At 70.8% G+C, this 24222-nt stretch carries 20 protein-coding genes; 13 read left to right on the top strand and 7 right to left on the bottom strand.

Going from position 1 to position 24222, the window contains the following annotated elements:
* Nucleotides 1-41 precede the first annotated feature (41 nt).
* Nucleotides 42-617, bottom strand: coding sequence for an EXPERA domain-containing protein (locus ACFVS8_RS17075; RefSeq protein ID WP_387064943.1), 576 nt, complete (start codon nt 615-617; stop codon nt 42-44).
* 118 nt (nt 618-735) lie between these two features.
* On the opposite strand from ACFVS8_RS17075, the gene ACFVS8_RS17070 reads away from it, so the two are divergent.
* The 6 genes from ACFVS8_RS17070 to ACFVS8_RS17045 all read left to right on the top strand — a co-directional run bounded on the left by ACFVS8_RS17070 (nt 736) and on the right by ACFVS8_RS17045 (nt 5066).
* The gene (locus tag ACFVS8_RS17070) at nt 736-2184 is read left to right on the top strand and encodes a sensor histidine kinase (RefSeq protein ID WP_387064940.1); all 1449 of its coding nucleotides are present in this window, start codon (nt 736-738) and stop codon (nt 2182-2184) included.
* Nucleotides 2181-2894: a response regulator gene (locus ACFVS8_RS17065; RefSeq protein WP_387064938.1), complete on the top strand. Its 714-nt coding sequence runs from the start codon at nt 2181-2183 to the stop codon at nt 2892-2894. The genes ACFVS8_RS17070 and ACFVS8_RS17065 overlap by 4 nt, the downstream gene beginning before the upstream one ends.
* Nucleotides 2895-2946: 52 nt before the next feature.
* Nucleotides 2947-3555, top strand: a complete 609-nt coding sequence (locus tag ACFVS8_RS17060; RefSeq protein ID WP_387064935.1) for a class I SAM-dependent methyltransferase — start codon at nt 2947-2949, stop codon at nt 3553-3555.
* Nucleotides 3556-3692: 137 nt separating this feature from the next.
* Nucleotides 3693-4034, top strand: a complete 342-nt coding sequence (locus ACFVS8_RS17055) for a helix-turn-helix transcriptional regulator (RefSeq protein ID WP_092968908.1) — start codon at nt 3693-3695, stop codon at nt 4032-4034.
* Complete coding sequence (locus tag ACFVS8_RS17050) at nt 4027-4503, top strand: SRPBCC domain-containing protein (protein WP_387064932.1); 477 nt, start codon at nt 4027-4029, stop codon at nt 4501-4503. The genes ACFVS8_RS17055 and ACFVS8_RS17050 overlap by 8 nt, the downstream gene beginning before the upstream one ends.
* Nucleotides 4503-5066, top strand: coding sequence for a dihydrofolate reductase family protein (locus ACFVS8_RS17045; protein WP_387064930.1), 564 nt, complete (start codon nt 4503-4505; stop codon nt 5064-5066). Before ACFVS8_RS17050 ends, ACFVS8_RS17045 begins: the two co-directional genes overlap by 1 nt.
* Nucleotides 5067-5076: 10 nt before the next feature.
* Here ACFVS8_RS17045 and ACFVS8_RS17040 read toward each other — a convergent pair whose 3' ends face one another.
* The 3 genes from ACFVS8_RS17040 to ACFVS8_RS17030 form a co-directional block, all read right to left on the bottom strand.
* Nucleotides 5077-6438: an MFS transporter gene (locus ACFVS8_RS17040; RefSeq protein ID WP_387065563.1), complete on the bottom strand. Its 1362-nt coding sequence runs from the start codon at nt 6436-6438 to the stop codon at nt 5077-5079.
* A gap of 215 nt (nt 6439-6653) precedes the next feature.
* On the bottom strand, nt 6654-7898 hold the full coding sequence (locus ACFVS8_RS17035; RefSeq protein WP_387064928.1) for an amidohydrolase: 1245 nt from the start codon (nt 7896-7898) through the stop codon (nt 6654-6656).
* A complete protein-coding gene (locus ACFVS8_RS17030) occupies nt 7895-9400 on the bottom strand; it encodes an MFS transporter (protein ID WP_387064925.1) in 1506 nt (501 codons plus the stop codon). Before ACFVS8_RS17030 ends, ACFVS8_RS17035 begins: the two co-directional genes overlap by 4 nt.
* A 104-nt stretch (nt 9401-9504) precedes the next feature.
* Between ACFVS8_RS17030 and ACFVS8_RS17025 the strand changes: the two genes are divergently transcribed.
* The 4 genes from ACFVS8_RS17025 to ACFVS8_RS17010 all read left to right on the top strand — a co-directional run bounded on the left by ACFVS8_RS17025 (nt 9505) and on the right by ACFVS8_RS17010 (nt 15045).
* Nucleotides 9505-10506: an Lrp/AsnC family transcriptional regulator gene (locus ACFVS8_RS17025; protein WP_387064923.1), complete on the top strand. Its 1002-nt coding sequence runs from the start codon at nt 9505-9507 to the stop codon at nt 10504-10506.
* A 120-nt stretch (nt 10507-10626) separates the two neighbouring features.
* Nucleotides 10627-11511 (top strand): ABC transporter ATP-binding protein, encoded by an 885-nt coding sequence (locus ACFVS8_RS17020; protein WP_387064920.1) that lies wholly within the window; start codon nt 10627-10629, stop codon nt 11509-11511.
* Nucleotides 11508-12632, top strand: a complete 1125-nt coding sequence (locus tag ACFVS8_RS17015; RefSeq protein WP_387064917.1) for an ABC transporter permease — start codon at nt 11508-11510, stop codon at nt 12630-12632. The genes ACFVS8_RS17020 and ACFVS8_RS17015 overlap by 4 nt, the downstream gene beginning before the upstream one ends.
* 301 nt (nt 12633-12933) lie before the next feature.
* Entirely contained in the window at nt 12934-15045 is a 2112-nt protein-coding gene (locus ACFVS8_RS17010) for an alkaline phosphatase family protein (RefSeq protein ID WP_387064915.1), read from the top strand.
* A gap of 69 nt (nt 15046-15114) precedes the next feature.
* Here ACFVS8_RS17010 and ACFVS8_RS17005 read toward each other — a convergent pair whose 3' ends face one another.
* On the bottom strand, nt 15115-18990 hold the full coding sequence (locus ACFVS8_RS17005; RefSeq protein WP_387064912.1) for a hypothetical protein: 3876 nt from the start codon (nt 18988-18990) through the stop codon (nt 15115-15117).
* 338 nt (nt 18991-19328) lie between these two features.
* On the opposite strand from ACFVS8_RS17005, the gene ACFVS8_RS17000 reads away from it, so the two are divergent.
* Entirely contained in the window at nt 19329-20447 is a 1119-nt protein-coding gene (locus ACFVS8_RS17000) for a threonine aldolase family protein (protein ID WP_387065559.1), read from the top strand.
* 71 nt (nt 20448-20518) lie between these two features.
* Here the strand turns inward: ACFVS8_RS17000 and ACFVS8_RS16995 are convergent, their stop codons facing one another.
* The gene (locus ACFVS8_RS16995; RefSeq protein WP_387064909.1) at nt 20519-21073 is read right to left on the bottom strand and encodes a TetR/AcrR family transcriptional regulator; all 555 of its coding nucleotides are present in this window, start codon (nt 21071-21073) and stop codon (nt 20519-20521) included.
* A gap of 173 nt (nt 21074-21246) precedes the next feature.
* On the opposite strand from ACFVS8_RS16995, the gene ACFVS8_RS16990 reads away from it, so the two are divergent.
* Nucleotides 21247-21840: a nitroreductase family protein gene (locus ACFVS8_RS16990; protein ID WP_387064907.1), complete on the top strand. Its 594-nt coding sequence runs from the start codon at nt 21247-21249 to the stop codon at nt 21838-21840.
* A 127-nt stretch (nt 21841-21967) separates the two neighbouring features.
* Here ACFVS8_RS16990 and ACFVS8_RS16985 read toward each other — a convergent pair whose 3' ends face one another.
* Nucleotides 21968-23401 carry an MFS transporter gene (locus tag ACFVS8_RS16985; RefSeq protein WP_387064904.1) on the bottom strand — a complete coding sequence of 478 codons (1434 nt, stop codon included), beginning with the start codon at nt 23399-23401 and terminating at the stop codon, nt 21968-21970.
* A gap of 138 nt (nt 23402-23539) precedes the next feature.
* On the opposite strand from ACFVS8_RS16985, the gene ACFVS8_RS16980 reads away from it, so the two are divergent.
* Nucleotides 23540-24046, top strand: a complete 507-nt coding sequence (locus tag ACFVS8_RS16980) for a MarR family winged helix-turn-helix transcriptional regulator (RefSeq protein WP_387064901.1) — start codon at nt 23540-23542, stop codon at nt 24044-24046.
* Nucleotides 24047-24222: the final 176 nt, after the last annotated feature.

The following is a 24222-nucleotide window of genomic DNA, read 5'->3' as shown; positions in this document are numbered from 1 at the left end:
GCGAGCGAGCCTAACCCTGCCGCCGGCGCCCGGCCGCCGGGTCAGAACCGACGGGCGAAGGGCAGCGGCTTGCGCATGCGCACGAGCAGCACGATCGGCACGAGCACGTACGGCAGGTTGAACGCGAGGAACTTCACCGGGTTCGGGGTGACCCACTCGGGCTCGCCGAAGAACTCGACGCCGAACACGATGATGCCCGTGATGGTCGAGATCATGGTCGCGTAGATCACGCTCGGCAACTGGATCCAGTTGAACCCCTTCACGAGCGAGATCACCAGCACGATGTAGAACGGCATGTACACGAACGCCGACAGCCCCGTGACGATGCGCATCCAGGTCGGCGGCTCCATGAACAGCGGATCGGTGTCGTGCGCGTACCACCAGTTCGAGTTCACGAAGAAGTTCGACGACGGCTGCGAGAAGTCCACGCCGATCGACGGCAGCAGGTCGCTGATCAGGCTCGTGATCGTGAACAGCGAGAACATCACGATGAAGATCCAGTCGAAGGGCCGCTCGCGCAGGCGCAGGTTCGGCGGGCGGCACGGGTCGGCGGTGACGGATGCCGCGGCACCCGCCCCGGCGTCGGCGGGCAGCTCTCGCGTGGTCTCGGCGGTCATGGGGCCCGAGCGTAGTGGCCGGGCGTCCGCCGGCGCCAGAGGCCGGGCCGCCCCGGTGTTCCCGGAAGTCCGCCGCACGACGGATCCGCCGCCGGCATCCGCTCGCTAGCGTTGACGCATGAGCACCACCGTTGCACCGCCCGTGCTCGACGGCGTCGAGTGGGTGCGCCCGCGCCCCGACCGCCGCGCGTACCGCCACGACGTCGTGCTGGCGCTCGTGCTCGCCGCGGCCGCCGGCGCCAGCGTCATGCTGTACCGCATCACGGGCATCACCGAGAACGGCCCCTGGTGGGGCGCGGCACTCTGGGTGGTCGGCATGACCCTGCCGCTGGCCGCCCGCCGGCGCTGGCCCGAGATCGTCGCGATCGTGGCCTCCGCGGTGTTCGTCGCCGGCTCGGTCGCGGGCGTGGTCGAACTGCTCTTCTCCAACATCGCGCTCTTCATCGCCATCTACACGGTCGGCGCCTGGGGCCGCTCGCGGGTCAGGGCCAACCTCGTGCGAGGCGCCATCGTGGTCGGCATGTTCGGCTGGCTGTTCTGGGGCCTCATCACGTCGTCGTTCGCGCAGGACTTCCTCCCCGAGCTCGACCGCGACGGCCTGCTCTCGCCGTTCGTCGCCTACGGCCTCATCAACGTGCTCACGAACCTGCTCTACTTCGGCGGTGCCTGGTACTTCGGCGACGCCGCCTACCGGTCGGCGCGCGCCCGCGCCGAACTCGAGCAGCGCACGGCCGAGCTCGCCGCCGAGCGCGAGCGCACGCGCACGCAGGCGGTCACCCTCGAGCGCCTGCGCATCGCGCGCGAGCTGCACGACGTGGTCGCCCACCACGTCTCGGTCATCGGCGTGCAGGCCGGCGCCGCCAGGCGGGTGCTCGCGAAGGATCCGGGTGCCGCGGCCGGCTCGCTCTCGTCGATCGAGTCGAGTGCGCGCGACGCCGTCGAGGAGCTCCACGGACTGCTCGGCACGCTGCGTGCCGAGAGCGACACCGGGCCGGTGGAGCTCGGCGCCCTCGGCTCCGCCCGCGCGCGTCTCGACGACGGGCCCGCGACCACGAGCACGTCGACCAGGGGCATCGGCCGCATCGAGGAACTCGTCGCCGAATCGGTCGCGAGCGGACTCCCGGTGACGTTCGCGGTCGTCGGCGAGGGCCGCCCCGTATCGGCGGTCGTCGAGCTCAGCGCGTACCGCATCGCGCAGGAGGCCCTGACCAACGTGCGCAAGCACGCCGGATCATCGGCGACCGCCGAGGTGCGCGTGCGCTGGGATCCCGACGCGCTCGAGGTCGAGGTCACGAACACCGGAACGGCGACGCGGGTCGTGGCGCCCTCGGCCGCATCCGCCTCGTCCATCGTGCGCACGAGCGGCTTCGGGTCGCCCGGGGCGCCCGTGGCAGTGACCCCCGCCGGGCGTTCCGTCTCGAACGGGCAGGGCGGCGGCCTCGGCCTGCTCGGCATGCGCGAGCGCGTCGGCGCCGCGGGCGGCAGCCTCGAGGCCGGCCCCCGCGCCCGCGGCGGATACCTCGTGCGCGCCAGGTTCCCGCTGCGCCGCGGGGAGGTGCGCTCGTGAGCATCCGCGTGCTCGTCGTCGACGACCAGAGCCTGGTGCGTGCCGGATTCCGCACGATCCTCGACTCCGAAGACGGCATCGAGGTCGTGGGCGAGGCCGCCGACGGTGCCGAAGCCGTCGCGCAGGTCGCCGCGCTCGCGCCCGACGTGGTCTGCATGGACGTGCAGATGCCCGGCATGGACGGACTCGAGGCGACCCGGCTCATCACCGCCTCCGCATCGACCGCCGCGGTGCTCGTGCTCACGACCTTCAACCGCGAGGATTACCTCTTCGAAGCCCTCGACGCCGGAGCCAGCGGGTTCCTGCTGAAGAACTCGAGCCCCGAGCAGCTCATCGAGGCCGTGCAGGTCGTCGCCCGAGGCGACGCGCTGCTCTCGCCCGACGTCACGCGCCGGGTCATCGAGGCGGTCGCGCGGCGCGTGCCTAGAGCCGACGCAGCGATCGGAGAGGTCGCCCCGCCCGCACCGCAAGCGTCGCCGCTGCGCGTCGTCGAGGCGCCCGAACTCGCGTCGCTCACCGAACGCGAGCGCGAGGTGCTCGAACTGCTCGCCGAGGGCATCTCGAACGCCGAGATCGCGCAGCGCATGTGGGTCGGCGAGGCCACGGTCAAGACCCACGTCTCGAAGGTGCTCATGAAGCTGGGGCTGCGCGACCGCGTGCACGCCGTCGTCTACGCCTACGAGCACGGCATCGTGCGGCCCTCGAACTGAGGCGATGCGCCCGATCGACGCACTGTCGGCACCCGTCGCTACGCTCGGGCCCATGACCGAGGTCACCGACGCCTACGCCCGCCGCGCTGCCGAGTACATCGGCAAGCTCGGCTCCATGACCCAGGTGCACGCCTCGGACCGTCAGCTCATCGACAACTGGACCGAGATGGTCGACGCTCCCGTGCTCGACGCGGGCTGCGGACCAGGACACTGGACGGGGTACCTGGCCGCCCGCGGACTCGACGCACGCGGCATCGACCTCGTTCCCGACTTCCTCGCACACGCTCGAGCAACCCATCCGGGAGTCCGGTTCGACACGGGGAGCATCGACCGGATCGAGCAGCCCGACGGCTCGCTCGGAGGTGTGCTCTCGTGGTTCTCGACGATCCACCACCACCCGTCGCGGATCGGGGTGCCGATCCGCGAGTTCGCGCGGGTGCTCCGCCCGGGCGGGGCGCTCGTGCTCGGCTTCTTCGAGGGTCCGTCGATCGAGCGGTTCGACCACGCGGTCACGTCCGCATACCGATGGCCGGCGCCCGCGCTGCACCTGCTCCTCGAGGCCGAGGGCTTCGAGATCATCGAGACCCACCTGCGATCCGGCCGAGACCATCGCCCCCTGGGCGCGATCCTCTGCCGTCTGCTGAGCGAGCAGGTCGACTGACCGACCTTCGCGTCGACCGGTCACCCTCTCGCACGAACTGCCGTGCCACCGTTGATCACCTCGCACAGACGAACCCTTGACGCGCTCGCATCGCCGGCTTATGGTTAAGTACTTCATTAATTAAGGAGTTACTTACATTGGGTGATGCGCACGACGAGCTCAGCATCGTGTTCCAGGCCCTCGCCGACCCCACCAGGCGCGAGATCCTCTCGCGGCTGCGCGAAGGGCCGACGACCGTCGGAGACCTGGCCGAGCCGTTCGCGATCAGCCGCCCCGCGATCTCGCAGCACCTCAAGGTGCTCGAGCGGGCCGGCCTCATCGAGCGCACCACGAACGCCCAGTGGCGCACCTGCACGCTCCGCACCGAACCCCTCGACGAGGCATCCGCCTGGGTCGATCGGCACCGCGGCGAATGGAACGAGCGCTTCGACCTGCTGAGCGAACGACTCCGAGCACTGAAAGGACAGACGGATGCCTGAGCAGACCGCCACCGGATCGAAGCAGTTCACCATCACCCGCGTCTTCGACGCCCCGCGCGAAGTCGTGTGGCGCGAATGGACCGATCCCGACGAAGCCGCCGTCTGGTGGCATCCCCGCGGCATCGAGACTCCGCGGGAGTCGGTCGAGATCGACGCCCGTCTCGGCGGGAGCTACCGCTATACGATGATCGCGCCCGACGGCACGGAGTACCCGACCGTCGGGGTCTACCGCGAGATCACCCCGCCGTCGCGGCTGGTCTTCACGTGGGGCTCGCCCGGCGACGCCGACGACGAGCTGCCGGTGATCAGCATCGACCTCGCCGTGCACGGCGAGGCGGGCGACCAGACGCTCATGACCTTCCACGTGCAGGGCATCGACGGCGCCCCCGGCGACGAGAACGTCTACGACGGCTGGGACTCCGCGTTCGACCTGCTGGTCGAACACCTCGCCGACGGGGGAGCCAGCTGATGGCCGGTCGGCTCACGGTCGAGCAGATCGTCAGCGCCGACGGCTACGCGGCCGAGCCCGACGGGGGCATCTCGTTCATGTCGGCGGTCGACGAACCAGACCCGAGCGACGCCGACCAGATGGCGTTCCTCGACGAGGTCGATGCGATCCTGCTCGGTGCGACCACGTACCGCATGTTCGCGGAGTACTGGCCGAAGGCCGATCCGGCCGTCGAGCCCGTGGCCGAGCCGATCGCCCGCATCCCGAAGTTCGTGGTCTCGAACACGCTGCAGTCCGCCCCGTGGGGCACTGGCGAGATCGAGGTGCTCGCCGGCAACCCGGTTGCGGCGGTCGACGGGTTGAAGCGCCGCACGGAGTCGATCGTGGTCTGGGGCAGCCTCACGCTCACCGATGCCCTGTTCCGCGCCGGGCTGGTCGACGCGCTGCGCCTGCGCACGGTGCCCGTGCTGATCGGCGCTGGGCGGCCGTTCACGCCGCCCGACCTCGGCGAGCGTCGGCTGCATCTCGACCACAGCGTGGCGCACCCCAGCGGCCACGTCGGCACCACGTACGTCGTGCGCTGAACCGACAGCGCTACCCGCGCTCGGTGTCGGCCGGTGCGGCTGTCGCCTCCGCATCGGCATCCGCCTCGCCCGCGGCCTCGGCGCCCTGGTATTCCTCGGACAGCACCCGGTACGAGCGGGTCGTGAACGCGAGGAGCGCGAGCACGACCATCGCGAGGCCCGAGATGAGGAACACGAGCGCGATGCCGCGAGCGTCGCCCTCGCCGAGCAGCCAGCCCCAGGCGTCGCGGCCGCCGTCGGTCTCCATGTAGGGGATGATGACGAACTCGGCGATCGGGGCGATGAGGAACGCGGTGACAGGGGCGGCGGCCGACTCGACGGCAGCGGCGAACCCGAAGACGCGGCCCTGCCTGGTGAACGGCACGACCTTCTGGATCACGGTCTGCTCCGAGGCCTCGACCGCCGGGATCAGGCACATGTACACCCAGATGCCGAGGGCGTAGATCCACCACTGCTCGCGGATCGTGAAGAGCGCGCCGAGCACGCCCATGGCGATGACGACGAGCAGCATCGTGCGTATCGGGTTCTTGCCGAGCCCGAACTTGGCGATCGCGAGGCCGCCGATCACGAAGCCGGTCGCGGTGACGCCGAGCACGATGCCCCACACCTCGACGGGGAACAGCGTGAGGCCGTACGGGTCCATGAGCGCCATGTAGACGCCGCCGATGAGGTTGTTGAACGTCGAGAAGATGATGAGCGCGAACAGGCCGGGCGCGGCGCGGACCGCGCGGATGCTGCCCGCGAGGTCGATGGTCGCCGCGCGCTCGCCCTCGGCCGGCACCGGCCGCGGCTCGGGCACCCGCAGGAACATCAGGTGCACGAGGGCGACGAGCGTGAGGGCGATCGCGATGACGAGGGTCCACCCCATGCCGAGCAACCCGATCGCGAGCCCGCTGAACACGCTCGTCACGATGAACGCGATGCCCTGCACGGTGCCGACGAGCCCGTTGGCGTTGGCGTGGCGCTCGACCGGCACGAGCAGGGTGACCGTGGTCGAGAGCGCGATGTTGCGCATGTGCTCGACGACCGCGCCGAGCAGGATGATGCCCGAGAACGCCCAGAACCAGGGGCCGCCGAGGTCGACGAGCGACGACTCGGGCTGCAGCAGGTAGAGCACCCCCGCGATGACGAACGCCCCGAGCGTGACGAGGCTCGAGAAGATCATGACCTGGAGCTTGCGGTGCCGGTCGACGATCGAGCCGAAGAGCATCGCGAAGAACGCGATGAGCAGCATGTAGGCGCCGCCGATGATGCCCGTCGCGAGCACCGACCTCGTCTCGAGGTAGACCCAGAACGTGAGCGCGAACCAGAGGAAGCTCGTCGTGACGTTGGCGATGGCGGTGTTCACGAGCACCTGCATGAAGGTGCGCATGCCGTTCGGCGGCGGCACGACGGCATCGGATGCCGCTGCAGCCGTCGCAGCTTCGCGCGCACCGTCGCCCGGAACGCCGCCCCCGCCCGCGCTCACCCCGTCGCCCACTGCATCGCTCACCCAGTGAGGGTAACCAGCGCCGCCGACATCCGGTACCCCCGGGCGACCGGGCGCGGGATGCTCGGCCATCCTGCGCCCGGTCGGCGAGCCGGCGCTCAGTCCTCCCAGGTGAAGGGGCCGCGCGCGGCCTGCGCGGCCACGAGTTCGGCGCGGTGGGCGGGGTCGGCGACGACCCTGGCGGCCGCGACGGCGAGCGCCACCGCACCGTCGACGACGGCCGCATCCGCCTCCGGCGTCTGCAGCAGCGCCGCGTACTCGGGGCTGTGGTGGATGGGGAACACGCCCTCGACGCCTCGGATGGCGATCATGGGGTGGATCGCGGGCAGGTACTGCGAGACATCCGCCATGTCGGTGGAGCCCATCGCGGTGTCGGGCGAGGTCTCGATCTCGTAGCCGAGCTCGCGCAGCACGTCGTCGAAGTGCTCGGCGAGGCGCTCGTCCTGCTTCAGCACGCCGTACGGCAGCTCGGGCAGTTCGATCTCGAGGGTGCAGCCGGTGGCCTGCGCGGCGCCCGCCAGGCACTCGCGCACCCGGCGACGCACGGTCGCCCACGCCTCGGCGTCGGCCGATCGCATCTCGATCTCGAGCTCGGCGTGCGCCGGGATGATGTTGGCCGCGACGCCGGCATTGCGCACGAACGACGAGAGCACGGTGCCGGGCTTCAGCTGCTGGCGCAGCAGCCCGAGCGAGACCTGCGTGAGCACGGCCGCGTCGCCCGCGTTCACGCCTTCGAAGGGGCTCGCGGCGGCGTGCGCCGGCACCCCGGTGAACCGCACGATGATGCGCTCGAGCGCTGCGGTCGTCATGGGCGCCGTTCGGTACTGCTTGGGTCCGCCGCTGTGCACCATGAGCGAGAACGTCGTGTCGTCCCACGCGCCGGCGCGCAGCATCACGATCTTGCCGCCGCCGAGCTCCTCGGCGGGCGTGCCGAGCAGCTTCACGCGGATGCCGAGCGCGTCGGCGACCGCCCGGAGGCCGATCGCGGCTCCCACGCCCGACGCGGCGATGAGGTTGTGGCCGCATCCGTGGCCGACGTCGGGCAGCGCGTCGTACTCCGAGGCGAACGCGACCGTCACGTCGCCGCTGCCGTAGACGGCCTCGAGCGCGGTCGGCAGCCCGTAGGCTCCGCGGGTCACGTCGAACCCGTTCGCCTCGAGCGCCACGGCGACCCGCTCGGCGGCCCGGTGCTCGTCGAACGCGAGCTCCGGGTCCTCGCCGATGGCCCGGCTGAGCACGATCAGGTCGGCTCGCCTCGCCTCGACGGCTTCGATGACGGATGCCGCGAGCTCGTCGGTCTCGATGCGGCGGGCGGTGTTCGCGGGGTCTGCGATGAGGGTCATGAGGTGGCTCCGATGGTGAGGGGTGCGTCGGGGGAGGTCCGGTCGGCCGAAGGCCCGGCGGAGGAAGACGAGGCGGACGCGTCGACATCTGACCGTCCGAGCGTCAGGGCGACCAGGGCCGCGACGACGTTGAGCACGGCGAACACGGCCCAGATGATCTGGAACGCGCCGAGCGCGGGAACGGCCGGCGCCGCGGCATCCGCCCCTCCGGTCGAGAGCACCACGGCGGCCAGCACCGAGGCGACGAAGGCCCCTGCGAGCGCCCCGCCGATGGTGCGCGTGGTGTTGTAGACCCCCGAGACGGATGCCGCGTCGGTCTCGGGTGCGCGTTCGACGACGATGCCCGGCAGCACGCCGAACACGACGCCCGAGCCGAACGCCGACAGCACGCCGAGCGCGGCGACCGCGGCGAGGTCGCTCGGGGCGAGCACCATGCCGCCGACGCCGGCGGCGATGAGCAGGCATCCGGCCGCGACCGCGAACCGCGCGCCGATGCGCTTGGCGATGCCGTACGAGAGGAACGCGCCGAGGCTCGAGAGCAGGGCGGTGGCCCCGTAGACGACGCCCGCGAGCCCCGCGGATCCGCCGAGCCCGTAGCCCACGCTCGCCGGGTCGGCGGTGAAGTAGAGCACGGTCGGCGTCTGGTTGCCGAAGAGCGCGATGGCCGCGAGGAACCCGACCACGAGCGCGGGCAGGATGCGGGCGCCCTTCAGCGCCCCGATGTCGACGAGCGGGGTCGGCACGCGGGTCTCCGCGATGAAGAAGCCGACGAGCGCGACGATGCCGAGCGCGAGGGGCAGCACGACCGAGACGCCGGTCCAGCCCGTGGCGGGCCCCTCGGAGAGGCCGTACATGATGCCGATGAGCGCGATGCCGAGGGTGGTGGCGCCGATCCAGTCGACCGACCGGGTGACGTCGCCCTGGTCGCGGGGCACGAGCGACCAGACGAGGGGGATGTACAGCACGAGCACGGCGGCGGGCAGGAACTGCACGACCGGCAGGTTGCCGATCGCGTCCATCGCGAGGCCGCCGACCACCGCGCCGAGCGCGACGCCGATGGTGAGCATGCCGACGAGCGAGCCGATCACGCGGTTCGCTCGCTCGGGGCGGAAGTGCTTGAGCAGCGCCATCTCGAGCGGGAGGCACGCGGCGACCGGCCCCTGGATGACGGCGCCGAGCAGCACGAGCGGGAACACGGGCGCGAAGGCGATGAGCACCGAACCCCCGGCGGAGAGCACGACGGCGATGACGAGCAGCCGCTGGCGGCCGAAGCGGTCGGCGAGCACGACCATGAGCGGCACCGACACCGCCGACGAGAGCAGGCCCACGGTGAGCACCCAGCTCACGGCACCTCCCGAGACGGCGTAGTGCCCGGCGATGTCGCCGAGGAGGGGCACGATCCAGCCCTGGATGATGCCGCTGAACAGCTCGAGCGTGATGAGCACGGGGACGAGGAAGCGGCCGACCCTGGGGTCGGCGGCTGCAAGGGGGTGTTGGGTCACGACGGTTCCTCTTCGATCGACGGTGACGGGATGGTCGCCTGATTCTGCGCCGACGTCGACGGATGCGGTTAGGATGCCGGATATTCACGCGATTGGTGCACCAGATGCCGGATTCCGGTCTTGACGAACTCGATCTGCAGATCATCCACGCCCTGCAGGTCGAGCCGCGCGTGCCCTGGACGGCGCTCGCCCCGATCCTCGGCGGCGACCCGGCGACGCTCGCACGCCGGTGGGCGCGCATCGAGCGGGGCGGCTTCGCCTGGCTGACCACGCTTCCCGGCCTCCTCGACGAACGCGCGTCGGCGATCGTGGAGTTCGGCTGCGAACCGGGCCGCACGGTCGAGACCGCGGCGCACCTCTCGGTCGACCCGACCGTCTACTCGATCGACATCACGAGCGGTCGCCGCGATCTGGTCGCCACCGTCGTCACCGACGACGACGACGCGCTCGCGGAGGCCGTGATCGAACGGTTCGGCGGCATTCCGGGCGTGCGCTCCGTGCAGTCGCACATCGTGAACGTCAGCGTGCGCGTCGGCTCCAGCTGGACCGTCCGCGCCCTCACCGACGAGCAGGTCGGCCGCATCCCGGCACGTCGCCCGCCGAGGGCGAGCTCGGCCAAACGGGTCGACCCCGTGATCACTGAGGGCATGAGGCGCGTGCTCGAGCGCGACGGTCGCGCATCGCACGACACGATCGCGAAGCGCCTCGGCATCAGCGCGCAGCGGGCCGGCGACTACCTCGCACGCCTCCGCCAGACCGAACGGCTGCTGATCCGCACCGACGTCTCCGACCCGTACTCGACCTGGCCGATCGTGTCGTGGTTCTTCGTGCAGGCTCCGAGCTCGACGATCGAGGCGAACTCCGCACTGCTCGCGACCATGCCGGAGGTGCAGTTCGCCGCCATCACGACCGGGCCGTTCAACCTCGTGCTCGCGGTGAGCGCGCGCTCCCGCGCCGAGATCGTGCACCGCGAGGCCGACCTCGAGCGACGCCTGCCGGGCGCCCGCATCGTCGACCGCTCGATGGTGCTGCGCGTGCACAAGCACCTCGGCCGCATGATCTCGCCGTCGGGCTTCGCCACCGGCGAGAGCGTGCCGCTCGGCTGACGTCCTCCCCCGCACGGCGGATGCCGGCCCGGGCACGGAGCCCCGAGCACTGTGCGGGTCGCCGTCGCGACCATCCGCACGGGGGATGCCGCCGCCACGCGGCATCCGTACCGTTGGGGCATGCTCGAACTCCACGACGTCACCAAGCGCTACGGCGAGCGCCTCGCCCTCGACCACGTGAGCTTCGCCGTCGGCGACGGTCGGCTCACCGGGTTCGTCGGGGGCAACGGCGCCGGCAAGACCACGACCATGCGGATCATCCTCGGCGTGCTCGCCGCCGACGGCGGATCCGTCTCCGTCGACGGCGCCCCGCTGACCGCCTCCGACCGCCGGCGCTTCGGCTACATGCCCGAGGAGCGCGGCCTGTACCCCAAGATGAAGGTGCTCGAGCAGACCGTCTACCTCGCGCGCCTGCACGGCTGGTCGGCCGAGCCGGCCCGACGCAACGCGCTCGACCTGCTCGAACGGCTGGGCCTCGGCGAGCGCACCGACGACACCATCGAGTCGCTGTCGCTCGGCAACCAGCAGCGCGCGCAGATCGCCGCAGCCCTCGTGCACCGGCCCGAACTCCTCGTGCTCGACGAGCCGTTCTCGGGCCTCGATCCGATGGCGGTCGAGACCGTGCAGGGCGTGCTCGCGGATGTCGCGGCGACCGGGGTTCCGGTGCTGTTCTCCTCGCACCAGCTCGACATCGTCGAGCGCCTCTGCGACGACCTCGTGATCATCGCGGGCGGCCGCATCGCGGCATCCGGAACCCGCGACGCCCTGCGCGCCGAGCACGGCACCGAGCGCTGGGAGCTGCTCGTCGACGGCGACGCGGGGTGGCTCCGCCATCAGGCGGGCATCCGGGTGATCGAGTTCGACGGCGGGTGGGCCGTGTTCGAGGCCGAGTCGGATGCCGCGCGCTCCGCCGCACTCGCCGAGGCCGTGGCACGCGGCGGACTCGTCAGCTTCGCTCGCGAGCGAACCTCGCTCGCCCAGATCTTCAAGGAGGTCGTGCGATGAGCACCGGCCAGGCCCAGACCCGAACCGACTCCGCGTTCCCCGCGGCTCCGCGCTTCATCGACAGCGTCGGGCTCGTCGCCGGCCGCGAGATCTCGTCGCGCATGCGCAGCAAGTCGTTCCTCATCTCGACGGGTATCCTGATGCTGGCCGTGCTCGCGTCGGTCGTGCTCGGATCGGTGTTCGGCGGCCAGACCGACGTGCCGAAGGTGGCCGTCATCGGCAGCGCCTCGTCCGCGGTCGAGGGCAATGCGGCGCTCGAGCCGGTCGGCGTGACCGACCAGGCCGAGGGCGAGCAGTTGCTGCGCGACGGCGAGGTCGAGGCGATCGTCGCGCCCGCGGCATCCGACCCGCTCGGCATCGTCGTGATCGGGCTCGACCAAGCGCCCAACGATGTCGTGCAGGCGATGGCGGTCTACCCCAGCGTCGAACTGCTCGAGCCGGCGGCCGTCGATCCCGGGCTCGCATACCTCGTGGCGTTCGGCTTCGGCATCGTGTTCTTCATGTCCGCACTGACCTTCGGCTCGACGATCGCGAGTTCGGTCGTCGAGGAGAAGCAGACCCGCGTGGTCGAGATCCTGCTGTCGACGGTCTCGGCGCGGGCGCTGCTCACCGGCAAGGTGGTCGGCAACAGCGTGCTCGCGTTCGGGCAGATCCTCGCGATCGCGGTGCTGGCCCTGCTCGGCCTCATGCTCACCGGCCAACGCGTGCTGCTCGGCGGGCTCGGTTCGTCGGTGGTCTGGTTCGTCGTGTTCTTCGCCATCGGCTTCGTCATGCTCGCCGCGTTGTTCGCCGCGGCGGCGGCCCTCGTCTCGCGCGTCGAAGACGTGGGCACCGTGACGATGCCCGTCATGATGCTCGTGATGATCCCGTACTTCCTCGTCATCTTCTTCAACGACAACCCCACGGTGCTCGCGATCATGAGCTACGTGCCGTTCTCGGCGCCCGTCGGCATGCCGATGCGGGTGTTCCTCGGCACGGCGGAGTGGTGGGAGCCGATCCTGTCGCTCGTGATCCTGATCGCGACGACGGCCCTCGCGGTGCTCCTCGGCGAGCGCATCTACCGCAACTCGCTGCTGAAGACGGGCGCCCGCGTGAAGCTCGGCGAGGCGCTGCGCGGCTGAGTCGCGGTGCGGCGTTTGCCGCAGTGTTGTTGCTCGCCGCCAGGCGTGCGGATGCCCCGGGGCCGGCGCCCCGGGGCATCCGCACGTCGAACGTGTATCGACAAGAGGTGCCGACGCGCGAGAGTTGTTCACCTGCCCCTCAACATGTTCCGGGCGAGTCCGCGACGACCCGCGTGAACCCGCGGCGAACATGTCTCGACAACTCGCGAATCGCCCCCACGCACGGCTGCGATCTCCGAAGACTGGATCGCGGCGGCACCCGTCGCCGCGAATCCCAGCCACCATCGGAAGGTCCATCGCCATGCCCTCGCCGAACCGCGCCGTCCGCGCCGTTTCGACCTCGTTCCTCGCCGCCGCGCTCGTCGCGGCCCCGCTCTGCGCGCAGGCCGCCCAGGCTGCGCCCACCGCCGCCGCGTCCGGCGCCGCTGCCGCCGCGCCCGGCGCCGGCCGCGTCGCCAAGACCCTCGTCGTCGGGCTCGACGGCGCGAGCTTCGACTTCCTCGAGGCGGCCGAGATGCCGAACCTCGACACCCTCCGCGCGGGCGGCCTCACGGCCTCGAGCAACCTCTACGCGCAGCCCATGGCCGGCACGGTCTCGGGTGCGGGCTGGTCGACCATCGCCACGGGTGTCTGGCCCGACAAGCACCGGGTCGTCGACAACAGCTTCAGCGCGCCGAACTACGCCGAGTTCCCCGACTACCTCACACGCATCGAGGCCGCAGCGCCGCAGCGCGACACCCTCGTGGTCGGCACGTGGACGCCGATCCCCCAGACGATCTTCGGCTCGAAGGTCGACACGCGCATCGCCGGCGGCAGCGACGTCGGAACGACCGCGAAGGCCGTCGAGGCCCTGAGCGGCGGCGACCCCGACGACGTGTTCGTGCACCTCGACGACGTCGACGGCGCGGGCCACTCGGTGGGCACGAACGGCGCGGCCTATTCGGCGGCGCTGAAGAAGGTCGATGGCCAGCTCGGCGAGATCCTCGCCGCCGTCGGGTCGCGCCCGACCCGCGCGACCGAGGACTGGACGATCATCGTGACCGCCGACCACGGGCACACCCCGACGGGCGGCCACGGCGGCAGCACTCCCGCCGAGCGCAAGACCTTCGTGATCGCCACCGGTCCGGGCATCGCCGCCGGATCGGTGCGCAACGACGTGAAGCTCACCGACATCGCGCCGACGGTGCTCGCGGCCGACGGCATCGCGGCCGACCCGGCGTGGAAGCTCGACGGCACGGCGCTCTCGGCGCTGCAGGCCGACGAGTTCGACGCGCTCCGCCCGGTGCTGCAGGTGCGCGCCGACGAGACGCGACCCGGCGCGACCGTGCTCGGGTGGACGCACCAGACCCCTGAGGGCTGGAGCATCGACAACTCGAAGATGCCCGCCGGCGGCGTGCGCGAGTGGGCCGGCTGGTCCTTCGCGACCGACGAGTTCTGGACGAACGTCGAGCTCGGCCAGCGCCGCGAGACGAGCGTGCGCAGCCGCGATGTGTTCGCCGTCGCCGACTCCGACGAGTGGGACGACAGGTCGCACGCGGCCGGCCAGTTCGACTCGACGCTCGTGAGCCCCGCCTACCCGCTCACCGGCGCCGCGACCGCGACGCTCGCCTACGCCACGAACTACTTCATCGACGGCCCGCAGTCGGCCGAGGTGCTCGTGAGCTTCGACGGCGGCGAGCCGCAGTCGCTCAAGGCGTACGCGGCGAACACCAACACGAACGAGCGCCTCGCCTTCGACGTGCCTGCCGGCGCGAAGACCGCGCAGTTCCGCTTCCACTACACGGGCACGAACAGCGCGTTCTGGGCCGTCGATCGAGTCTTCCTCGAGCAGGATGCCGCGCCGGAGGCGCCCGACACGATGAAGCCCGTCGCGACGCTCGCCGCACCGACCGCCGCAGGGCCGTTCCGCGCGCTCGACGTGCAGGTCGACGCATCCGACGACCGCGGCCTGAAGCGCATCGTCGCGAACGTCTACCGCGACGGCACGCTCGTCAAGAGCACGCAGACGGCGACGAACGGCGCAGCAGCAGGCACCCACCGCGCGACGGTGACGCTGCCCGACGGCTCGTACACCGTGAAGTTCAACGCCGAGGACCTCGCCGGCAACATCGCGAAGACCGGCACCTTCGCGTTCACCATCGACGCGACCGCGCCCACCGCGAGCGTCAAGACCGGCGCGGGCGAGACGGTCGGCGCCGACGGCGTCTACGACCGGGTGAGCTTCAAGCTCTTCGACGCGGGCAAGATCGACAGGGTCGTGCTGAACGGCACGGTCAAGGACCTCGTGAACAACGCCTGGTCCGACCTCAACGGCGTGAAGCCGGGCGTCTTCGGCGCCGTCCGCGGCGCCAACACGCTGGTCGTCCATGACGTGGCCGGCAACACCTCGACGATCGGGTTCACGCTGAACTGATCGAGTACGCCGAATCGGCATGACAGAACGGATGCCGCGGGCGCACGTCTGGCCCGCGGCATCCGTGCGTCACGCACTCTCATCGGGCCCGCGGAAGTCCATGCCGACCCCGGCGTCCCAAGCGACTTTCTCCCGCGAGCCGGTGTCTTCGTTCTCGCTACCCCACGAACTGTTTACCGAGCGAGGCACGATGGCGAACTCCCCTTGCTGGTACCAGGCCTTCCGCGCCGCTTGATTCGAGTTCTGCCCCGCGCCGTTGAAGTGGCTGACCACGGTCGGATCATGATCGAGCGTGGCTTCGCCTGGGCTCTTGTGGATGTTTTCGTACCAGTTGTCCTCGTAGAACCAACGCTGCCCCGGGTTCTTGCCGACATCGTCCTTGTGACGAAGGCCGTCACCCACGCCGTGGCTTGTGGTCAATCGACGAAGCTTCCAGGCGTCGACCTTCGGTCCGTAATCGCTGCCGTAGAACAACGACCGCCACTTCTTCCGGAACTCGGGGGCGATGAAGTACTTGCCGGTCGAGGCGTCCTCGATCACGAATCTCGACTTGTGGTCACCGCCGGAGTGAGGCCTCAGTTCCTCATGCGTCTCGTCGTAGTTCTTCACGAAGCGTGCAGCCGGGTAGCCCCAGCCTGTGGTCTTCGCCGCCTTCGCTCCCCGGCCCATCTTCTTGACGAACGTGCAGAACACGATCTGAGTCTTGGCCTCCACACGATCGATCTTGGCGACGACGTAGTCATCTGCCGTTCGCCCGATGATGATCTGCTTCCCGACCAGCGCAGACGCTCGGGCGACTGGATCAGCGGGACCCTGCTGACCTGGAGCTGCGCCGATCGACCTGTCCGGAGTGTTCTCGTCTTCGCGCTGCACGTGCACGTGGTACGTGTTCGCGACACGACCGGGGACGAGTTCGGCACTCACCAGCCGGTAGTCCGACTTGATCCCAGGTAGGGCGGCGCGCACCGACTCCGGCGTGGCTCCGTTCGCGGTCAGCGCTTGGTCGGCCCGCGCACGAGCGGCACGGAGCATCGTCTTCGCACCGCTCAACGCACCCGCCGCCTTCCCCTTCACCCACGCCTTGCCCGCCTCGGCCTTCCCCTTCACCCACGCCTTCCCGGCGGCGACCTTGGCCTTGACCTTCGCCCCGATGCCCTTGATGCCGCGGATGATCGGCCCGGCGACCTTCAGCCCGGCCTTGATGAGCGCGTCGAGCGCCTTGTTCACGGGCCGCTGGATCGCCTTCAGGATCGAGCGGATCTTCTCGCCGATGCCGCCGATGCCGAGCACGCTGGCCATGAATCCGATGAGGATCGGCACCATCCGGCCGAGCGCGGCGTCGACCTTCTCGATGACGACCCCGACGTTGCCGCGGGCGATCTCGACGACGCCGTCGATCACCGTGTTGACGAACTCCGCGATGCGCGCGGCGTTGTTCACGAAGAACATCACGACGTCGTAGATGAGCTTGCACGCCTTGATGAACGCCGCGGCGGGGTTCAGCAGGCCGATGAGCCACTGGATGCCCGCGACGATGATCTTCGTCACCACGAACTCCTGCAGCTGCTCCATGATCATGGCCTTGATGTCGCCGATCTTCTCGACGAGCTTCTGCCAGAGTCCGCCGACGCCCTGGTCCTTCAGCAGGGTGAAGATCTCGACGCCCTTCTCGATGGCGCCCATCGCGGTCTCGCCGACCTGCTTCACGATGCGGGTGCGGATGTTGGTCCAGGTGAGCCCGAAGACGGATGCCACGAGCTTCACGATCCCCTTCAGGTCGAACGAGTCGGGCAGTTCGATGCCGGCGTCGCCGAGCTGTCCGAACAGCCACCCCATGAGCCCCTTCTTCAGGTGCCCCTCGATGCCGGCGAAGAACTTCTGGATGCCGCCCTTCACCCCGGCGATGAGGTTGCCGAGGAACCTCACGGGTGCCGCGATGATGTCGCCGATGACGGATGCCGCGCGCGCAAGTGCGTTCGTCAGCATCGCCACGAGCTCGCGAATGGTGTTGATGATCGCCTTGATCGCCCCGATCGCCTTGTCGACGAGGCCCTTGTTCTCGGCCTGCAGCGCCTCGATGCGCTCGTCGAGCCCGGATCGCGCCTCGACGTACTTCGTCGCGAGCGTCTCGACGACTTCGTTCTGCTTGTCGTTCACGTCGCTCTCGAGCTGCGAGAACCGGTCGCCGATCTCGTCGGCGGCCTCGGAGCCGACCTTCTGCAGGTCCTTCGGCAGCGAGGCGACGTAGGCGGCGATCTCGGACCGGCCCTTCGCGATGCGCTGCTTGGCCGCGACGAGGTCGCCCGACACGATGTCGGCGACGCTCGAGATGACGTCGTCCATGCGCTTGAGGTACAGCTCGCGACCCGCCTCGTAGAACTCGTTGACCTTGTCGGGCATGCCGACGAGCTTGTCCTTGGCCCACCGCAGCCCGCCGAGCCATCCGCTGTACCGATCGGCCTTGTAGGCCGACATCTTGCCGGCGACGTACGACTCGAAGGCGGCTCGGGCCGAGGCCTCACCGGTCTCGAACGTCTTCTCGACCTTCGGGTCGATGCCGTCGAGGGTCTTCTTCACGTCGGTCTCGGTGGCCGTGAAGATCGACTGGATCTTCGCCGTCACCTCGGCCCGCTTCTGCTCGTCCTTCGACTTGGCCTTGCCCTTCTGCGCGACGAGCTGCGCGAGCGCCGCCCCCTTCGACGCTTGCATGCCGCGCATGCCGGCCGCGGTGACGCCCGCCGCCTGGGCCTTGCCCTGCTCGATGGTCGCCTGCTCCTGGGCGCGGTACTCCGCGGGCGCGGCGCGGGCGTGCTCGGCCGCCGCCTGCTTGTCGGCCAGCGCGCCCTGGAACTCGGGCTCGTTCGATTCGGCGAGCTGCCGGTCGGTGACGTTCGCCTGCGCCATCTCGTCGCCGACCTGCTGGGTGCCGGCCGCGAGGTTGGTCTGCTCGGCGGGCGCGACCTTCGGCACGGCACCGGCCGCGGCCACGGTCGGAGGTGCGCCGGGGTTCTCGGGGGTCAGCGAGGTGACGGGCTTCGCGATGGCCTTCGACGTGTCGGGAGCGGCCTCCGTCGCCTGTTCGATGTCCTTCGTCGAGGCGCTCGTGTTCTGGCCGACCAGCCCTTGGATGTCACCCTTCACATCGCCGGCGGTGCCCGACTTCGCGGCATCGTCGGCCTCCTTCAGCGTCTTCGGCGACTTGGCCTCGATGGCGGTCTTCACGGCGGCGATGAATGCCTGCTTGTCGAACGTGCCCGGCTGCTGCGCGTCCATCGTGTCGGCCTTCGCGGCCTTCGCCTGCCCGGCGAGGTCGTCGGCCGGGGCCACCGCGGCGCCCTGCGCCTCCTGTGCCTTCGACGCGGCCGTGGGGTGCGCCCGCTTGGCCGCTGCGGCGGACTTCACCCCGCCCTTCACCGCCGCGAACGCCGCATCCTGCCCCGGCTTGGTGTGCGCGGGCGGAACGGGCGGCAGCAGCAGCTTGTCGGCGGAGAGCGGCCCTGGCGTTGCGCCCGCGGCGATACCACCCGCGGCGCCCGGGCCGGCAGGGGCGATGCCCGCACCCGCCGTCGCGCTCCCGCCAGCGCCGCCGGTGCCGCCGACCTTCGGCTTCGCGGCCGCGGCCTTGCCGAGCGGCGAGATCGGCGGCACCGGCTTCGTGGGCGGCACCGGCTTCTTCGGTGCGACGGATGCCGGGCCGAACCCGGTCTTCGTCACCGCGAGCGCGGCGGCAGGCGGCTTGGGCCCCTCGATCTCGACCGGGATGCCGACGGCCCTGGCTTGCACGAGGCCCTTCTCGACGGCCCCGAGCTCGGGCTCGTCGCGCCGCAGCTCCGCGAGCGCGCCATCGAGGTCGACCAGCGCCGTCTCGCTCGGAGACCTGAGCTTCGCGGCCATCAGCGCGCTCACGGCCGAATTGCCGGCGTCGCGCTGCAGCGCCAAGATCATCCCGACCGCCCCCGTGGGCATGCGTGACGGCCCGCCGACGGCCCGGCGACGGGCGTCGGCGAGGGCACGTGTCATCTCCGACCGAGCAGGATCGGCCGCGAGCCGTGCACCGGCCATGGTTCGAGCCTCGCGGATGCCGCGGCGGAAGCCTCCACCGGTCACGCACGCGAACGGGCGGGCGGCGGTGCCCCTTCGGGCAGCGCCGGGCCGGCGGAGCAGGTGCCGGGACGGGCGCTCGGACGGGCGTCGGGACGGGCTCGCGGATGCCGACGACGCCCGCCCGCGGCATCCGTGCGCGTCGGGGCGGGTCGACGCACGTTCCGTGCGCCCCCGTCAGCATGCTGTCGGCCACCGGATGCGAGGATGGTGCGGTGAGTCTCGAGAACACCCCCATCCACGACGTGACCGTGCGCGGCTTCGCGTCCGACAACTACTCGGGCGTGCACCCCGAGGTGCTCGCCGCGATCGCGGCGGCGAACGGCGGCCACCAGGTCGCCTACGGCGAAGACGCCTACACCGAACGCCTGCAGCAGGTCTTCGCCCACCACTTCGGCGAGGGCGTCGAGGCGTTCCCCGTCTTCAACGGCACGGGGGCGAACGTCACCGGCCTGCAGTCGATGCTGCCCCGCTGGGGCGCGGTGATCTCCGCGAAGACCGCGCACATCAACTCCGACGAGGGAGGCGCGCCCGAGCGCGTCGGCGGCATGAAGCTGCTCACGGTGGTCGCGCCCGACGGCAAGCTGACGCCCGAGCTCATCGACCAGGAGGCCTGGGGATGGGGCGACGAGCACCGCGCCCAGCCGCTCGTCGTCTCGATCACGCAGACGTCTGAGCTCGGCACGCTCTACACGCCCGACGAGGTGCGTGCGATCGCCGACCACGCGCACGAGCGCGGCATGCTGCTGCACATGGACGGCGCCCGCCTCTCGAACGCGGCGGCGTCGCTCGGACTCCCGCTGCGCGCCTTCACGCGCGACGCCGGCGTCGACGTGCTGAGCTTCGGCGGCACCAAGAACGGCGCGCTCGGCGCCGAGGCCATCGTGGTGCTGAACCCCGCGGCATCCGATGGGCTCAAGTATCTGCGCAAGCTCAACATGCAGCTCGCCTCGAAGATGCGCTTCGTGTCGGCGCAGCTCATCGCGCTGCTCGAGGGCGACCTGTGGCTCCGCAGCGCCTCGCACGCGAACGCCATGGCCAAGCGCCTGCGCGACGCCCTCGACGCGGGCATCGCCGCGGGCGAGCTGCCGGGTCTCGGCTTCAGCCAGCCCACGCAGTCCAACGGCGTGTTCGCGGTGCTCCCGCTCGGCGTAGCCGATCGCCTGCGCGACCGCGGCTTCAAGTTCTACGACTGGGATGCCGCGAAGGGCGAGGTGCGCTGGATGTGCTCGTTCGACACGAGCGAGGCCGACATCGACGCGTTCGTGGCCGGCATCCGCGAGGAACTCGCGGCCGCGTAGGCCGTCGTTCCCCGCCGCGACATGCGCGACGGCCCGGTCGATCCCGACCGGGCCGTCCGCGTACGTGGCGGTCAGGCGCCGTCGGCGTCCCGCCGGAGTCCCTCGAGCACGGCGACGAGCTCGGCGACCCGGGGTTCGGTGAGCACGTCGTCGCCGTCGGGCAGGCTCAGCAGCGCGTTGTAGTTCATGCCGTCGCCGACGAAGAGCACCATGCGCGCGAGCCCCTCGTCGCCCGTCGCCGCGACCAGAGCTTCGAGCCAGTCGTCGCGGCACTCCCGCAGCACGGCGAGGGCGGTCTCGTCACCCGTCTGCGCGATGCGGTACCCCGCGTCGATCACCCGCTCGAGCTCGCTGTCGCGATCGAGCGACGACTCGAGGTAGTAACGCACGGCGTTGTCGGGATCGGCCCGCAACTCGTCGGCATCGCGACGCGCCTGTGCGCGCAGCTCGACGAAGAGCGCGGAGCGCAGGGCGCCCACCGACGAGTAGTGGTGCAGCGCGCCCGACTTCGACAGCCCCGCCCTGCTGGCCACTGCCTCGATCGTCGCGCCGCGGATGCCCCGCTCGACGAGCAGGTCGGTGTACGCCGTGAGGACTGCGGCCGCTCTGCCGTCGACGGTGATCATCTGGCCATCGTACGATCCGTGCGACGCCCGGCGGCATGCGGTTCGCCCGGGCGTGCCGATGCCTCGCGCCCGATCCGCACGCGACGCGGGAATGTCTCACAGGTTCATGCGTTGCAATAGAACGGGTCGATGGCGCCCCGACCAGTGTTCCCCCACTCGAAAGTTGGTTCGCCATGACTCTCGTCACCGACCTCACCTCCCGCCGCGCCGCCACCGAGGCGCCGCTCATCGACCCCCTTGCCGACCGGTGGAGCCCCCGCGCATTCGACCCGGCGGCCGTGGTCGACACCGAGACCCTGCGCACGATCCTCGAGGCGGCCCGCTGGGCTCCGTCGGCGAACAACACGCAGCCCTGGCGCTTCGTGGTCGCGCGCCGCGGCACCGAGGCCTTCTCGACCATCCACAACGCGCTCGCCGGCTTCAACCAGGCCTGGGCCGACTCCGCCGCCGTGCTCATCGTGAACGTCGCGGAGACGTCCGACGCCGAGGGCCGTCCGCGCCCCTGGGCCCGGTACGACCTCGGCCAGGCGGTCGCGCACATGACCGTGCAGGCGCAGCACGAGGGCCTGCACACGCACCAGATGGGCGGCTTCGACGCCGCCGCGATCCACGACGCGTTCGGCCTCCCCGAGAACCAGGAGGTCGTCTCGATCACCACGGTCGGCGCCCTGGGCAACATCGACGCGCTCCCCGACGTGCTCCGCGAGCGCGAGGTGGCACCGCGCGAGCGCAAGGCCCTCGACGAGTTCGTCATCGTCGGCGCCTAGCAGCAGACCACGAGGGCCGGATGCCGCGGCGACAGGCCGCGGCATCCGCCCCTCTGCCGTTCCTCCGCCCGACCCGACGCTGCTGACGCCCCGGCGCCCTGCAGGCGCCCCGATGCCCCGCCGCGGCCTAGACCCCGACGAGGTCGACCGGTGTCGTCGGAGGCTCCTCGCGCGCGCCGCGCGGCGTCGGCTTCGCCTCGGCCGGCCCGACTTCGGCCGGCCCGACCTTGCTGACTCCGACCTCGACGACCTCAACCGCGGAGCCGTTCCCTGCGGTGGCCAGTGCCCGCTTGATCCGCCAGGCGGCGAAGACCGCGAGCACGCTCACGGCGAGGTGCATGCCGAGGAACGCATCGGTGAGGCCTGCGCCGAGGAGCACGCCCGCGACGAGCGGCCCGGCGGCCGAGAACGCCGTCTGCAGCGCCGCGATGGTGCCGAGCGTCTGGCCGACCATGCCCTTCGGCGCGAGCTGCGCAGTCAGCGGGTTCAGCACGGGACTGTAGATCGTCTCGCCCACGGCGAAGATGCCGTAGGTCATGACGAACATCGCCGTCGCGACGCCGGGGGAGAACTGCGCGGCCGAGAGGATGAGCCACGACACCACCCAGATGCTGCCGACGACCATGAGCAGCGCCGGCGCGCTGCGCCGTGCGGTGAGCTTGACGACGATCACCTGGAGCGCCACGATGACCAGGCAGTTCACGGCCGCGGCCACGCCGATCGCCGAGGCGTCGACGTCGAGCACCGTCAGGCCGTACGCCGGCAGCCCCGACTCGAACTGCGCGTAGAACCCGAGGGCGAGTGCGATCGTGACGACCGCGGTCCAGCGCATCGCCGGCTGGGCGAAGATGAGCCGAAGGGCGCCGCGCGACCGCGCCGCGCCGTCCGCGTGTCCATCGCCGTCGAGGTCGACCACCGCGATCGCCCCGGTGGCCGCGTCGACCGTGCCGATGGCACCCGTCGTGGGAGCCGCGCCGACGCCGATCGCCGCAGCACGCAAGGCGCCCGCCCGCGACAGCCGCCCGGCCACCGCGATGATGGCCGACGAGAGCACGAAGCCGCCTGCGGCCATCATGAAGCCGATGTCGAGCCCGTCTGGACGATCGAGATCCACGACGAGCCCGGCGAGGAACGCACCCGCAGCCATGCCGAGCGACTCGCCGGTGAACTTGTACGCGAAGATCTTGCGGCGATCGGCGCTCGACGACCAGTTCAGCGCCAGCACCTGCTTGGCCGGCACCGCGGCCGAGAGGCCGAGGCCGAACACGAGCATGCCCGCGAGGAAGAGTCCGGGCACGTCGGCCACGACGAGCGACGCGACGCCAGCGGCGCCGATCAGCTGGGCGATGACGGCGACGCGCACCGGATCGAAGCGGTCGGCGAGGCGCCCGGCGAGCGGAGCCGCGACGAGCGCACCGACGGAGAAGAGCGATGATGCGCCCGCGGCGATGAGCGCGCCCCACTCGCGGGTGTCGGCCGCATAGGCGTACTGGTACGGCAGCACGGCACCCCAGCCGAGCGAGCCGATGGCGCTGGCGAGCACGAGCAGTTTCGCGCGCATGGACGCGCCCTCCTCTCGAGGTCGTCGAAGAACGGCGGATGCCGCGGGCCGCCCCCGGCCCGTCATCCTCGCTCTTCGAATCCGAAGTTTTCGATATCGAAATATTAGCAACCGAAAGATGCATGCGAGAATTCCCGTATGGCCAAACGAACTCCGAGCGCGCAGGAACTCCATCGGCGCGCCGTCGCGACCTACGTCAAGGCCGGGGGCGAGGAGTCGGTGCAGCGGGTGATCACCGCAGTGCAGGGCCTCACCAAGAAGCTCGACCAGTGGTACGCCAGGCAGCTCGTCGACCTCGAGGTCACTGCGGGCGAATGGGCGGTCGTGACGTCGCTCGCGAAGGCCGGCGAGGCGCTGACGCCGAGCCAGCTCGCGGAGCTCACGAATGTCGCACCCTCGTCGATGACGCATCGACTCGACAAGCTCGTCGAGCGCGGGCTCGTGCAGCGCACCCCCGACGCCGAGAACCGCACGCGCATCTTCGTGAACCTCACGGATGCCGGCTGGCAGCTGTTCAGCGTCGCGATCCGCGGATCCGACGTCGTCGAGTCCGACGTGCTCCAAGACCTGAGCGACGCCGAACGCGGCGAGCTCGCGCGCCTGCTCGAGGTCGTCATCGCGCGCCTCGACGACGTCGACGCGTAGCGCGGAGACCCTGGAATGCAGAAAAGGCCGCCCATCGGGCGGCCTTCATTCGTGGCGGGCGGGCTCGAGGGCCGCGTTCGCGTTGGTGTGTTAAATGCGAAGAGCCGCCCACGTGGTGGGCGGCTCTTCGGGAATGGTTGTCCGGCGGTGTCCTACTCTCCCACAGGGTCCCCCCT

It is taken from the genome of Agromyces sp. NPDC058110, assembly GCF_042884735.1.
In the GTDB taxonomy this organism is placed as follows: Bacteria; Actinomycetota; Actinomycetes; order Actinomycetales; family Microbacteriaceae; genus Agromyces.
Note: the sequence above shows the minus strand (reverse complement) of the source record. Positions and strands in the feature narration are given on the sequence as shown.